Annotated in this window: 10 protein-coding genes; all 10 read left to right on the top strand. The window is 42.9% G+C overall.

The window, feature by feature from the left end; translation table 11 throughout:
* Nucleotides 1-13 precede the first annotated feature (13 nt).
* The 10 genes from rseP to truB all read left to right on the top strand — a co-directional run bounded on the left by rseP (nucleotide 14) and on the right by truB (nucleotide 14,210).
* Nucleotides 14-1,288 carry an RIP metalloprotease RseP gene (gene rseP, locus FFM78_RS04435; protein ID WP_137637233.1) on the top strand — a complete coding sequence of 425 codons (1,275 nt, stop codon included), beginning with the start codon at nucleotides 14-16 and terminating at the stop codon, nucleotides 1,286-1,288.
* A gap of 171 nt (nucleotides 1,289-1,459) precedes the next feature.
* Entirely contained in the window at nucleotides 1,460-3,175 is a 1,716-nt protein-coding gene (locus tag FFM78_RS04430; protein ID WP_137637232.1) for a proline--tRNA ligase, read from the top strand.
* A gap of 147 nt (nucleotides 3,176-3,322) precedes the next feature.
* Nucleotides 3,323-7,669: a PolC-type DNA polymerase III gene (locus FFM78_RS04425; protein ID WP_137637231.1), complete on the top strand. Its 4,347-nt coding sequence runs from the start codon at nucleotides 3,323-3,325 to the stop codon at nucleotides 7,667-7,669.
* A 224-nt stretch (nucleotides 7,670-7,893) separates the two neighbouring features.
* Nucleotides 7,894-8,367, top strand: coding sequence for a ribosome maturation factor RimP (rimP, locus tag FFM78_RS04420; RefSeq protein ID WP_137637230.1), 474 nt, complete (start codon nucleotides 7,894-7,896; stop codon nucleotides 8,365-8,367).
* A 20-nt stretch (nucleotides 8,368-8,387) separates the two neighbouring features.
* The gene (gene nusA, locus FFM78_RS04415; RefSeq protein ID WP_137637229.1) at nucleotides 8,388-9,554 is read left to right on the top strand and encodes a transcription termination factor NusA; all 1,167 of its coding nucleotides are present in this window, start codon (nucleotides 8,388-8,390) and stop codon (nucleotides 9,552-9,554) included.
* Nucleotides 9,555-9,580: 26 nt separating this feature from the next.
* Nucleotides 9,581-9,886, top strand: a complete 306-nt coding sequence (gene rnpM / locus FFM78_RS04410) for an RNase P modulator RnpM (protein WP_137637228.1) — start codon at nucleotides 9,581-9,583, stop codon at nucleotides 9,884-9,886.
* A complete protein-coding gene (locus tag FFM78_RS04405; RefSeq protein ID WP_137637227.1) occupies nucleotides 9,876-10,181 on the top strand; it encodes a L7Ae/L30e/S12e/Gadd45 family ribosomal protein in 306 nt (101 codons plus the stop codon). The genes rnpM and FFM78_RS04405 overlap by 11 nt, the downstream gene beginning before the upstream one ends.
* A 13-nt stretch (nucleotides 10,182-10,194) precedes the next feature.
* Nucleotides 10,195-12,705 (top strand): translation initiation factor IF-2, encoded by a 2,511-nt coding sequence (infB, locus tag FFM78_RS04400; RefSeq protein WP_137637226.1) that lies wholly within the window; start codon nucleotides 10,195-10,197, stop codon nucleotides 12,703-12,705.
* A gap of 71 nt (nucleotides 12,706-12,776) precedes the next feature.
* Complete coding sequence (gene rbfA / locus FFM78_RS04395) at nucleotides 12,777-13,130, top strand: 30S ribosome-binding factor RbfA (protein ID WP_137637225.1); 354 nt, start codon at nucleotides 12,777-12,779, stop codon at nucleotides 13,128-13,130.
* Between the two features lie 165 nt (nucleotides 13,131-13,295).
* Nucleotides 13,296-14,210: a tRNA pseudouridine(55) synthase TruB gene (gene truB, locus FFM78_RS04390; RefSeq protein WP_137637224.1), complete on the top strand. Its 915-nt coding sequence runs from the start codon at nucleotides 13,296-13,298 to the stop codon at nucleotides 14,208-14,210.
* Nucleotides 14,211-14,220: the final 10 nt, after the last annotated feature.

Below are 14,220 nucleotides of genomic sequence, written 5' to 3'. Positions count from 1 at the left end.
AAGGGGCAATTTTGTGGAGACATTAATTGTATTCATTTTAATATTCGGTGCCATCGTGATTGTGCATGAATTTGGCCATTTTTATTTTGCTAAACGTTCTGGGGTTTTAGTTCGTGAATTTTCCATTGGTATGGGACCTAAATTGCTAGCTAAACGCTACAATGGTACCACGTATACGTTGCGGCTATTACCTTTGGGTGGTTATGTACGCATGGCAGGTTTACAGGACGATGAAGATGATGAGTTACAGCCGGGTACGCCAGTCACTCTGACCTTAGATGCTGCCGGTGCGGTGACGCGGATCAATGCGAGTAAAAAGGTTTTGCTCAATGACGGAGTTCCTTTAGAAGTAGCACAAAGTGACTTACAACAAGCGTTATATATTAGTGGTTATGAAAACGGTAATGAAGATGAATTAAAACGCTATTCAGTCACACATGACGCAACGATCATTGAAAAAGGTGGAACCGAAGTTCAAATCGCGCCAGTTGATGTACAATTTCAGTCGGTTTCCTTATTGCGCCGCATGATGATCAATATTGCTGGGGTAATGAATAACTTTATTCTCGGTATTTTGACGTTTATGGTGGTGGCCTTTATTGCCGGCGGGGTGGCCCGTTCGGATTCTAATCAGCTGGGAACAATCGAACCTAATTCGGTTGCTGAAAAGGCTGGCCTGCACAGTGGCGATCGGATCACCGCAGTTAATGATAAAAAAACCCCGACTTTTTTGGCGATTGCTCAGCAGATCAATCAATACCCTAACAAACAAGTTCGCTTAACGGTTAAACAAAATGGTAAAACACAGCTGATTAGAGTTACCCCTAAAGCGACTACCAGTAATGGGGAGAAGGTCGGCGTGATAGGGGTGGCGGTTTCTCAAGATCATTCCTTTGGGGCTAAAATCAGTTATGGTTTTAGCTACACTTGGCAAATTCTAACGAATACGTTGGGAACACTGGGCGGAATGTTCATCCATGGATTTAACTTAAATGATTTTGGTGGACCAGTTGCCATGTACTCAATGACTTCACAAGCTACTAAAATGGGCTTTACCACAATTTTAAATTTAATGGGTTTGCTGTCGATCAGTATCGCGATCATGAATTTATTGCCGATTCCAGCATTAGATGGCGGTAAATTATTGTTGAATATTATTGAGGCGATTAGACGTAAGCCGCTGGATCCAGATAAGGAAGGCATCATCACTTTAATTGGTTTTGCCTTAATGTTGCTATTGATCATTGCCGTGACTTGGAATGATTTTCAGCGCTTTTTCATTAAATGATCTAAATTGTGTTGGCAATTATATTTAAACGCAAACTAGTTCGATTGAGGCTAACTAAAAGCGTCATTTTTCAATATGACTTAGGTTTGTTGAAATTAGAATTAGTTGGTAGCTAGTCCTAAAAGTTACTGTCAATTAAGGTAATCGGTAAAAAAGGAGCAATTACGATACATGAAACAGTCAAAAGTATTTATTCCCACGTTAAAAGAAACCCCTAATGAGGCGGATTCTAAATCACATCAAATGATGTTACGGGCAGGTTATATTCGCCAGATGAGCGCCGGTATCTATAGTTATCTGCCACTGGCCTATAAAGTTTTGCAAAATATCAATCACATCATCGAAGAAGAAATGGAAAAAATTGATGCAGTTGAAATGTTGATGCCAGAAGTCATCCCTGCCGAGTTATGGCAAGAATCTGGCCGTTACGCGACGTATGGTCCGGAATTATTTAAATTAAAGGATCGTCATGATCGCGATTTTATTCTTGGTCCGACGCACGAAGAATCCTTTACTGATTTAGTTCGGGATAATTTGAATTCTTATAAGAAGTTGCCGCAAGTCCTATACCAAATCCAACCAAAGTACCGGGATGAAAAACGACCGCGTGCAGGCTTATTACGTGGCCGCGAATTTATTATGAAGGATGCTTACTCATTTACGGCCAATACGACAGATCTGGATAAGATTTTTCAACAAATGGAAACGGCTTACCGCGCAGTTTTTGATCGCTGTGGATTGGATTATCAAGCTATTATCGGTGATGCCGGTGCGATGGGTGGCAAAGATTCCGTTGAATTCTCTGCACCAGCTGCAATTGGCGAAGATACGATCGTTTATTCAGATGCTGGAAGCTATGCGGCTAATCTAGAAATGGCAACTAGCTTAACGTTGAATAAAAAGTCAACTGAAGTACCAGCTGAATTAGAAAAGGTGGCCACACCTGGGGCTAAAACCATTGCCGAGGTTGCTGAGTTATTAAATGTTGATGTTACTAAAACGGCAAAAAGCATGTTATTCATTGCGGATGAACAACCTGTTTTAGTTCTTGTGCGTGGCGATTTTGAAGTTAATCCGGTTAAGCTGAAGAATTATTTGGCGGCTGCTGCTTTAACTTTAGCCACTGATGAACAAGCTTTGGCCGTGTTAGGGGCAAACTTTGGTTCATTAGGGCCGGTTAACTTGGACCCTAAAGTACGGATCTTAGCTGATCTAAGCTTGAAAAATGCCGCTAATTTAGTAGTTGGTGCTAACGAAGATGGTTATCACTATTTAAATGCTAATACCGAACGGGATTATACACCAGAGGCTTACACGGATCTACGCTTTGTCAAAGAAGGCGAAGTTGCTCCCGATGGTGAAGGTGTGCTGAAGTTTACCAAAGGGATCGAAATTGGTCACGTCTTTAAATTGGGAACACGTTACTCACAAGTTATGAACGCTACTTTCTTAGATGAAAATGGGCGGAGCCAACCGTTGATCATGGGCTCATATGGGATCGGTGTAAGTCGTTTACTAACGGCGATCGCAGAACAACAAGCAGATGATAATGGCTTAGTTTGGCCACAGAATATTGCGCCTTATGCGGTTCACGTTATTCCTGTAAACACAAAAAATAAAGAGCAAGTTGCTTTAGCCGTTGAAGCCGAAACTTTATTAGAAGCAGCCGGTTATAGTGTATTAGTTGATGATCGTAAAGAACGCGCTGGTGTGAAGTTTGCTGAATCAGATTTGATTGGCCTACCAGTTCGGGTTACTATTGGCAAAAAGGCTAGTGATGGGATCGTTGAGATCAAATTACGTAAAACTGGTGAAACGATTGAAGTGCAAAAGTCTGAATTAGTTAGTACGATCCAGATTTTATTAAAACAGCATGCTGAAGCATAAAAGTATGCCGATCCAGTTGACCTTAAGTTAAATTGGGTTAAACTAAATAAAGCGGAATAAGAGTGGAACGGCAGCGCCACCGTTTGGTTATGACCAAACATTACCGTTTCGCTCTTTTCTTGTTTAAATTTTGGAAGGATGGCTGCGTTGAGTTTAAACGAAACGGAATTATTTAATCAACTGCGCGAGCAGATCAAGTTAGAAGTTACCGCCGAAAATGAACAATTTTTAGCTGCCGCTAAAGTCAATAAAGTTGTTGTCCATCAGCGTTCTAAAGTTTGGCAATTCTACTTGGAATTTGCTGATATTTTGCCTTACCCGCTGTTTATTGATTTAGCGCAACATTTACAGCAAGCATTTAATAATATTGCAAAGGTCAAATTAACGATCCAAACCCGAACCCCAAAATTAACTGACCAAAAGCTTGGCGATTACTGGCAATATGTGGTCAAAACTAGTGGGATCACGTCGTCATTGATCCAAGAGCTATGTGAAAAAGAACAGCCCTATTTGGACGACGGTCGGGTCATGTTATTAGCTGACAATGAAATTGTAAAGAACTTTTTGACTAGCCAGGCATTAGGCCCAATCGAAACCACTTACAGTGACGTTGGTTTTCCTAAATTGTCGATTCACGCCATGATCGATGAATCAGCGTCACAGGCCAAAATTGCTGCTTTTCAGGTGGCTAAAGAGAAAAAGGACGCTGCAATGGCACAACAAGCTGCGGCTTCTTTACAACAGGCTGCGCAGCAACGGCAACAGACTAACGAAAAAGCGATTACAGGTCCAGTGACTATGGGCCGCGGCATTAATCCGAATGAGCCTGTTCGGCGGATGAGTGATATTCAAGAAGAAGAAAATTCGTTAGTGATCGAAGGATATGTTTTTGATTTAGAAATCCGGGTATTACGTTCAAAACGGCAATTGTTGATTTTTAAAATGACCGATTACAGTTCTTCATTCACCGTAAAAAAATTCTCGCGCAATGACGAGGACGAGGCGTTATTTGCGGCGATGAAAAAGGGAATTTGGGTCAAGGTTAAAGGTAGTGTTCAAGAAGATAATTTTATGCGTGATCTAGTGGTCAATGCCCGTGATCTACAAGAAATTAAGCATGCTGCGCGGCAAGATACCGCACCCGAAGGACAGAAGCGCGTGGAATTACATTTGCACTCTAACATGAGCCAAATGGATGCAACTAATAGTGTTTCCGACTATGTGGCACAGGCAGCTAAGTGGGGGCATAAAGCAATTGCGATTACCGATCATGCTGCACTACAGGCGTTTCCCGAAGCTCATACGGCCGGTCAAAAAAATGGCGTTAAAATTCTATATGGGGTTGAAGCTAATTTGGTCGATGACGGGGTGCCGATCGCTTATAACGTAGCGCATACACCGTTAAATGATGATACTGAATATGTGGTTTTCGATACAGAAACAACTGGTTTATCAGCGGTTTATGATTCAATCATTGAATTGGCTGCCGTTAAAATGAAAAATGGCGAAGTGATCGCCGAATTTGAAGAGTTTATTGATCCTGGTCACCCGTTGTCGGAGACCACGATCAATTTAACTAGCATTACCGATGATATGGTGCGGGGAACCAACAGCGAAGAAGAAGCATTTGCTAAGTTTCAGAAATTTTATGCCGGTACGATTTTAGTCGGTCACAATGTAACGTTTGACGTTGGCTTTTTAAATGCTGGTTATGCTCGTCATCAAATGGGGCAGATCGATGTGCCAGTGATCGACACTTTGGAATTGGCGCGGATGTTGCATCCTGAATTTAAGAATCATAAGTTGGATTCATTGGCTAAGCGGTTTAAAGTTAGCTTGGAACATCACCATCGCGCTAATGCCGATGCTGAATCAACCGGCCACTTGCTGTATATTTTCTTGAAGGAAGCAAAGCAACACTACGCGATGACTTATGTTGATCAGCTAAATGATCGTGTTGGTGAGAATGAGGCTTATAAGCAAGCGCGGCCTTTTCATGCTGTTTTATTGGCTCAAACTCAGGCTGGTTTGAAAAATTTGTTCAAATTAGTTTCATTGTCGATGATCAAATATTTCTACCGCATTCCCCGAATGCCGCGCAGTTTAGTTAATCAATACCGGGAAGGTCTGTTGATCGGTTCTGCTTGTTCCAGTGGTGAAGTTTTTACCGCGATGATGCAAAAAGGCTACAATGAAGCCCGGGATAAGGCTAAGTTTTATGATTACTTGGAAGTTATGCCTAAGCCAGTTTACGCACCATTATTGGAGCGCGAATTGGTTAATAACAATGGTGACTTAGAAGATATTATTCGCAATATCGTTAAAATTGGCGAAGAATTACAAGAGCCAGTAGTGGCCACCGGCGATGCGCATTACTTAAATCCAGAAGATAAAATTTATCGGAAAATTTTGATTAATTCGCAAGGCGGTGCTAATCCGTTGAATCGAATTAATTTACCGGATGTACATTTTCGTTCTACAGATGAAATGTTAAAGTCATTCCAGTTTTTAGGTGATGAGGTTGCTCAGCAGGTAGTGGTGACAAATCCCAACGCCCTGGCCGATCAGATCGACAGCACGATCTCACCAGTTAAAGATAAACTGTATACGCCGAAAATGCCCGGTGCCGAAGATGACATCAAAAATATGACTTACAGTCTGGCCCATAAATTATACGGGGAAGAATTGCCAAAAATTGTGGCGGATCGGATCGAACAAGAGTTAAAGAGTATCATTGGCAATGGTTTCGCGGTTCATTATTTAATTGCACAGAAATTAGTGTATAAAAGTAATAAGGACGGCTATTTAGTTGGTTCACGGGGTTCAGTTGGTTCCAGTTTAGTTGCCTACTTAGCCGGGATCACTGAAATCAATGCGTTGCCGCCGCATTATCGTTGTGCGCAATGTCACTATACTGAGTTTTATACAAAAGGTGAATATGGCTCGGGTTATGATTTGCCTGATAAGGCTTGCCCTAACTGTGGCGCTAACTTAGAAAAAGATGGTCATGATATTCCGTTTGAAACCTTCTTAGGTTTTACCGGCAATAAAGTGCCGGATATTGATTTGAACTTCTCCGGTGATTATCAGCCGATCGCACACAATTATATGAAGGTCTTGTTCGGTGAAAATAATGTGTTCCGAGCTGGGACTATTGGTACAGTGGCGGATAAAACCGGTTATGGCTACGTCAAGGCTTATGAACGCGATACTGGCCAAACCTTACGTGGTGCTGAGATCGACCGTCTGGCTAAAGGTACGACTGGGGTCAAGCGGACCACAGGCCAGCATCCGGCTGGTATTTTGATCGTGCCCGATTATATGGATATTTATGACTTTACGCCTATTCAGTATCCTGCTGACGATCAAAATGCATCATGGCGAACCAGTCATTTTGATTTCCATTCGATCCATGATAACATTTTGAAAATGGATATTCTTGGGCATGATGACCCTACTATGATCCGTAAACTACAGGATCTATCCGGAATCGAGCCTAAATCGATTCCGCCTGTGGATCCTAAGGTGATGTCGTTGTTTTCTGGAACCGATGTACTTGGCGTGACACCAGAACAAATTGGATCTAAAACGGGTACGTTAGGGATCCCTGAATTTGGGACACGTTTTGTACGGGGCATGCTGGAAGAAACCAACCCAACAACTTTTTCGGAATTATTGCAGATTTCTGGTTTATCTCACGGTACCGATGTGTGGTTAGGCAATGCCGAAGAACTGATCCAAAAAGGTGTAGTAACCTTAAAGGATGTCATTGGCTGTCGGGACAATATTATGCTAGATTTGATCCATTATGGAATGGATGCGTCAATGGCGTTTAACATTATGGAGCATGTACGTAAGGGCCGAGGAATTCCGGATGATTGGCAGCAAGCAATGCGGGATAATAAAAATGTACCGGATTGGTATATTGATTCTTGCCTAAAAATCAAGTATATGTTTCCTAAGGCGCACGCGGCGGCGTATATTTTGATGGCGCTACGGGTCGCTTATTTCAAAGTTTATTATCCGATTTTATATTATGCCGCTTACTTTACGGTCCGGGCAGACGATTTTGATCTAGTGGCTATGGCGCGTGGTAAAGATGCAGTCAAAGCAGCGATGAAAGAAATTACGGACAAGGGAATGGATGCTTCCGCTAAGGAGAAAAATCTATTGACGGTATTAGAATTGGCCAACGAAATGATCGAGCGCGGCTTCAAATTTGAAATGGTCGATATCACCCGTTCCGATGCGGCCGAATTTCAAATCGAAGCTGATGGTAAAACGTTGTTAGCGCCATTTCGGGCAGTTCCTAGCCTTGGGATGAACGTGGCTAAACAGATCGTCTCCGCGCGGGAAGAAAAGCCGTTTTTGTCCAAGGAAGATTTAAGCAAACGGGGTAAAGTTTCTAAAACGTTGATCGATTACTTAACCGAAAATCACGTTTTAAATGACTTACCAGATGAGAACCAATTATCACTGTTTGATATGATGTAAGTCGGCGTGTAAGTTGCGTCATGACCGAATTTGTGGTAATATAATGATTGTATTTAGAGACTTTGGTCGAGTGAGCAGCGATGCTCACTCTTTTTATTGGATAAAGCGAGTATCACCAAAGGAAAAAACCGCGTCATTAAAGCATTTATGGTCGCAGCGTGTCGGTATTGAGCAGCAATTGTTCGTCAGCGAATAAACTAAAATTGCGAAAAGGAGGCAATGGTTTGAGCTCGGTTGTTGAAAGAGTCCAAGATGTTGTCCAACCAATCGTGGACAGTAATCATTTTGAATTAGTTGATATTGAATTTGTTAAAGAAGGTAAAAGTTGGTATTTGCGGGTGTATATTGATAAACCTGCTGGGATTACCTTAGAAGATTGTGCCATGATCAGTGAAAAGATCAGTGAAACGCTGGATTCAATGGATCCAGACCCGATTCCACAAGCTTACTATCTAGAAGTTTCGTCGCCTGGCGCTGAACGGCCTTTGAAAAAGGAAGTTGATTTTCAGCGTGCATTAAATAGTTACATCCATATCTCGTTGTATCAAGCGGTGAATGGTGCCAAAATTTATGAAGGCACTTTGACGGCGATCACGCCTGATGAATTAACGTTATCCGTTAAAATCAAAACTCGGCGTAAGGAATTTACCTTTGCGCGGAAACAAATTGCGCAAGCTAGATTAGCCATCGAATTTTAATCGGGAAGGAAACAATTACCATGAGCAAGGAAATGTTAAGTGCTTTAGACGCACTTGAGTCTGAAAAAGGCGTTAAAAAGGAAGTCGTTATCGAAGCGCTGGAAGCTGCTTTAGTGTCAGCTTACAAGCGTAATTACGGCCAAGCCCAAAATGTAGAAGTCGAATTTGATCAAAAAAAAGGTGACATCCACGTTTACGCAGTAAAAGAAGTTACGGATGAAGTCTTTGATTCTCGTTTGGAAGTTAGCTTAAAGGAAGCTTTGGCGATCAATGAGGCCTATGAAGTTGGCGATGATATTCGGTTTGAAGTTACACCAAAAGATTTCGGTCGGATCGCAGCCCAGACTGCTAAGCAGGTTATTATGCAACGAGTCCGGGAAGCTGAACGCAGTATCATTTACGACCAATACATTAAGTATGAAAACGAAATTATGCAAGGAGTCGTGGAACGACGGGACAGCCGGTATATTTACGTTAATTTGGGTAAGATCGAAGCTATTCTGTCTAAAAGCGATCAAATGCCTAATGAACACTATGAACCACATGATCGGATCAAAGTCTATGTGACCAAAGTTGAAAATACACCCAAGGGCCCGCAAGTTTATGTCAGTCGGACTCATCCCGATCTTGTTAAGCGTTTATTTGAGCAAGAGGTTCCCGAGATCTATGATGGCACAGTTGAGATTGTTTCAATTGCCCGTGAAGCCGGTGATCGGACTAAAATGGCCGTTCGTAGCCACGATGATAATGTAGATTCGGTCGGAACTTGTGTTGGCCCTCGTGGTCAGCGGGTTCAGGCAATTGTCAATGAACTATCTGGCGAAAATATGGATATCATTGAGTGGGTGGATGATCCGGCTGAATACATTGCAAACGCGCTGAACCCGGCGCAAGTTGTTGATGTTACGTTTGATCCAACCAACGATAAGGCCGTAACGGTTATCGTACCAGATTATCAATTATCTTTAGCCATTGGTAAACGTGGACAGAATGCGCGTTTAGCTGCTAAGTTGACTGGTTATAAAATTGATATTAAGTCAGAAACTGAAGCGGATGAATTAGCCGATCAACCGGCTACGCCATCAACATCGGAAGCAGCAGAACCAGCGACTGACGCAGCACCAACGGAAGCAACTCCGGAAGCTGCGCCAACTGTTTCTGATGATTCGGCGGCCGCTAACGACTAATTAACGAAAAAGGAGCAGACTTGAGTATGAAACCAAGAAAAATCCCGATGCGTAAAGATGTCGTCAGCAATGAAATGAAGCCTAAAAAAGAAATGGTGCGGATCGTGCGCAGTAAAGAAGGCGTAGTTGCCATTGATCCAACTGGCAAAAAGTCGGGGCGTGGGGCGTACGTTTCCTTAGAACCAACTGCAGTTGAAGAGGCTGCCAATAAGCATATCTTGGATAAAGCCTTAAATGCTACGGTTGATGACGATTTTTATAGTGAATTATTAGCTTATGTGAAACATCAAAAAGCGCGTAAAGAACTTTTTGGCGACAAAAATGGAAAATAATCAAAAGGCATTAAACCTGCTAGGATTAAGTTTACGAGCAGGTGCATTGACGATGGGTGAAGGCTTAGTTTTGAAGGCGATTCAACAGCGTAAAGTTGCGCTAGTTTTGGTTGCCGTTGATGCTAGTCAGGCAACACGTGATAAATTCAGCGCCAAAGGTGAATTTTACCAAGTGCCGGTGATAACAGCCTTCACAAAACAAGCAATGAGCCAAGCACTAGGCCGCCCGCGAACAATCGTTGGCATTACTGAGCCTGGATTTGCCCATCGGCTCATTGCCTTACTGAAAACGTAGGGAGCGTGAAGATATGGGTAAAAAACGTATCTACGAATTAGCAAAAGAATTAAATGTTCAATCTAAAATAGTGATCGATTCCGCAAAAAAAGCTGGCATCGACATTAAGAATCACATGTCCACGATCGACGACGCGCAAGAAAAGACTTTACGTAACGCGATCAGTGGCGGAAAGGTGGCCAATACGCCAAATACTCAGCCGGTGGATCACACCAAAAAGGCAGCGCCAGTAACTTCAGCGCGCCCACAACAACCGACCCGTAATGAACACAGTCATGAAGCCCGTCCACAACATAGTGACCGTGAGCGCAACCAACCAAACCGTAATTATCAGGGACACAGTAATCAAGGCTCACATAGTAGCCAAAATCAACATGGAAATAACAATCATTCACAAAATCGTAACGATCGTTACAACCATAATAACCACAATAATAAACCACGAGTTTCTGCAAGTAATAACCGGGTAGCACCGAACCCACAAAATCGAGCGGATAATCGGGCACCAGTTAATGCTGCTAAACCGATCAGTTCAGTTAATAATACTGTACGCAGCAGCAATAATCGTAATCAAGGTGGTGTTGGCGGTAATACTGCTGGCGGCAACCGGAATAACAACAGTCGTTTTGGTAACAACAATAACCGTGGTGGTCGCAATCGCTTTGGTGGCAACAACGGTGGTCGTTTCAATAAGAAACGCAATCGCCGTAACAGACGACAAAATCATTCAGTAACGCCAGCAACGACCCGGAAAGAACGTGCTTTGCCAGAAGTATTGCAATATACAGAAGGCATGAATGTTCAAGATATTGCTAAATTAATTCACCGTGAACCAGCCGAAATCATCAAAAAATTGTTCATGATGGGGGTTATGGTCAACCAAAACCAATCCTTGGAAAAAGATACCATCGAAGTTTTGGCGGCAGATTATGGCATTGAAGCCGAAGAAAAAGTGGAAGTTGATATTTCTGATCTGGATAAATTCTTTGCGGCCGAAGAAGCCAATACGGATTACCAAGAAAATCGGCCACCAGTAGTCACAATCATGGGGCACGTCGATCATGGTAAAACCACATTACTGGATAAGCTACGTCATACTAATGTAACTGAAGGCGAAGCTGGTGGGATCACACAGGCAATTGGTGCTTATCAAGTTAAGTCAAACGACCGTCTGATCACGTTCTTAGATACACCAGGACATGCGGCCTTTACTGATATGCGGGCTCGTGGTGCTGATGTTACCGATATTATTGTTTTGGTGGTTGCTGCTGATGATGGTGTTATGCCGCAGACGATTGAAGCTATTAATCATGCGAAGGCTGCCAATGCGCCAATTATTGTTGCGGTTAACAAAATTGATAAACCTAACGCTAACCCGAACCACGTGATGGAACAATTAACCGAATATGGCTTGATTCCTGAGGATTGGGGTGGTGAAACGATCTTCGTGCCAATTTCGGCTAAATTTGGTAAAAATTTAGATCAGCTATTAGAAATGATTTTATTAGAAGCTGATATGCTTGAATTAAAAGCTAACCCGAACCAAAAAGGTGCAGGGACGGTTATCGAAGCTCGTTTGGACAAAGGTAAAGGTGCGGTTGCTTCCTTATTAGTTCAACAGGGAACTTTGCGAATTGGTGACCCAATTGTTGTTGGTAATACCTTTGGCCGTGTCCGGGTCATGACCAATGACCGTGGTCGGCGAATCAAAGAAGCTAAACCGGCAACACCCGTTGAGATCACTGGTTTAAGTGATGTACCAGAATCAGCCGACAAGTTTATTGTTTTTGAAGATGAAAAAACGGCGCGGGCTGCTGGTGAAGAACGTGCTAAACAAGCTGTATTATCGCAACGTAATCGGACTAAGCACGTTACATTGGATAACTTGTTTGAAACAATGCAAGAAGGTCAATTGAAAGAAGTTGACCTGATCATCAAGGCCGACGTTCAAGGTTCAGTTGAGGCTCTGGTTAATAGTTTACAGAAGATCAACGTTGAAGGGGTTCGCGTCAATATTATTCATGAGGCGGTTGGTGCGATCAACGAAAGTGATGTTACTTTAGCTGCTGCCAGTAATGCGGTCATCATTGGTTTTAATGTGCGCCCAACGCCGCGCGCTAAGGATCAAGCAACCACTGAAGATGTTGATATTCGTTTGCATAATGTTATCTATCAGGCGATTGATGAAGTTGAAACGGCGATGAAAGGGATGCTGGAACCAACCTATCAAGAAAAAGTGATTGGCCAGTTGGACGTTCGGCAGACTTATAAGGTTTCTAAGGTCGGTACAATTGCTGGATTCTTCGTCACTTCAGGTGTTGTTCGTCGTGATTCAGGTGTGCGTTTGATTCGTGATGGCATCGTTATTTATGAAGGTAAAATTGCTAGTTTGAAGCATTTAAAAGATGATGTTAAGGAAGTTAAACAGGGCTTTGAAGGTGGCTTAATGATCGAAAACTACAACAATGTTGAAGAAGGCGATCAGATCGAAGTCTTCATCATGGAAGAAGTTCCGGTTAAATAATTTATCTTTAAGGAGCTGGCTTATTAGCAGAACTTGTTAATAAACTTTCTTAATTATGAGGAGGCAACGCAATGGCACAATATCGCATTGGCCGCGTTTCCCAAGAAATTCAAAAGGAAACGACGGATATTTTAATGAAGCGGGTGCGTGATCCGCGAGTTGTTGGTGTGACGATCACTGGCGTCAATGTTACTGGCGATCTACAACAAGCAACAATCTATTATAGTATTCTTTCGGATAAAGCTGGCGATGGTGAAAAAGCACAGCGTGGGTTGGAAAAAGCAACCGGCTTGATTCGTAAAGAATTAGGCCAGCGGATTCGTTTGTTCAAAATTCCAGAGTTAACTTTTGCCCGTGATGAATCGGTTCAATACGGTAATCGTATTGACGAATTGATCAATCAATTACATCGCGAAGAACGTTAATTGAAGTGTTTAGCAGAGTTGCGACAATCATTGTTGCAACTCTTTTTTTATATTGATCAATTTCTCATTGATTTATTAGTTGGCAAGTGAAGTAGGACTAGTGCAATGTGCTATAATAATTTAGTTTGCAGAACTAGTTGAAAGAAAGAATTCGGAGGAACGATTATGAATGGCATTTTACCACTATATAAACCGCGCGGAATGACCAGTCACGACTGTGATGCGCAATTGCGGCATTTATTTCATACGCGGCGTGTCGGTCATGGCGGTACGCTTGATCCCAACGTGGATGGTGTATTGCCGATCTGCATTGGTACGGCAACCAAGGTCGTAGATTATTTGGTTGCCAGTGGTAAAACGTATCGCGGTGAAGTGACGCTCGGTTTTGCCACTACAACAGAAGATCTCGATGGTGAAGTTGTGACAACAACGCCATTAGCGACCGCTTTTTCTGCAGCCGAAATTGATCAGCAGTTGGCGGCCTTTATTGGCTCCATTACGCAAATTCCGCCTATGTTTTCTGCAGTCAAGGTAAAGGGACGGCGCTTATATGATTATGCTCGTGCTGGTGAAACGGTGGAGCGGCCACACCGGCAAGTAACAATTACCACTTTTAAACGCTTAAGTGAGCCAGAATTCGATAGGGCTGCCGGTACGGAAAAGTTTCGTTTTGAAGTCAGCTGTTCCAAAGGGACTTACGTCCGGACCCTAGCAGTGGATCTGGGCCGTAAATTAGGGGTGGCCGCAGTAATGTCTGCGTTGACTCGCGTTCAAAGTGGCGGCTTTACCTTGGCGGATACCGTTGATCTAGATACGGTAGCACAACTGGCTGCTTCGGGGAAAATCATGACGGTTTTACGGCCGTTGGAATCAGCATTAAGTGACTATCCACAGGTTGAATTAACCAGTGAACAATGGGATAAAGTTCAACATGGGGCTTTTTTACCGCGGGCAGAGCTAACGGCGCTAAATGAGGTGATCGCGTTGGTCTATGCAGGTAAGATCAAGGCCCTATATCGGCCCCATTCAGAATATCCGCACCTTTTCCAGCCGGAAAAAATGTTTCTGGCCAATGATTAATTTTTAGATT

This window comes from Loigolactobacillus binensis (assembly GCF_005405165.1).
Classification (GTDB): Bacteria; Bacillota; Bacilli; order Lactobacillales; family Lactobacillaceae; genus Loigolactobacillus; species Loigolactobacillus binensis.
Note: the sequence above shows the minus strand (reverse complement) of the source record. Positions and strands in the feature narration are given on the sequence as shown.

Coding starts and splice junctions, on each gene's coding strand:
- rnpM (WP_137637228.1), top strand. CDS start 9,581: ATGAAACCAAGAAAAATCCCGATGCGTAAAGATGTCGTCAGCAATGAA.
- rbfA (WP_137637225.1), top strand. CDS start 12,777: ATGGCACAATATCGCATTGGCCGCGTTTCCCAAGAAATTCAAAAGGAA.
- truB (WP_137637224.1), top strand. CDS start 13,296: ATGAATGGCATTTTACCACTATATAAACCGCGCGGAATGACCAGTCAC.
- infB (WP_137637226.1), top strand. CDS start 10,195: ATGGGTAAAAAACGTATCTACGAATTAGCAAAAGAATTAAATGTTCAA.
- FFM78_RS04430 (WP_137637232.1), top strand. CDS start 1,460: ATGAAACAGTCAAAAGTATTTATTCCCACGTTAAAAGAAACCCCTAAT.
- nusA (WP_137637229.1), top strand. CDS start 8,388: ATGAGCAAGGAAATGTTAAGTGCTTTAGACGCACTTGAGTCTGAAAAA.
- FFM78_RS04405 (WP_137637227.1), top strand. CDS start 9,876: ATGGAAAATAATCAAAAGGCATTAAACCTGCTAGGATTAAGTTTACGA.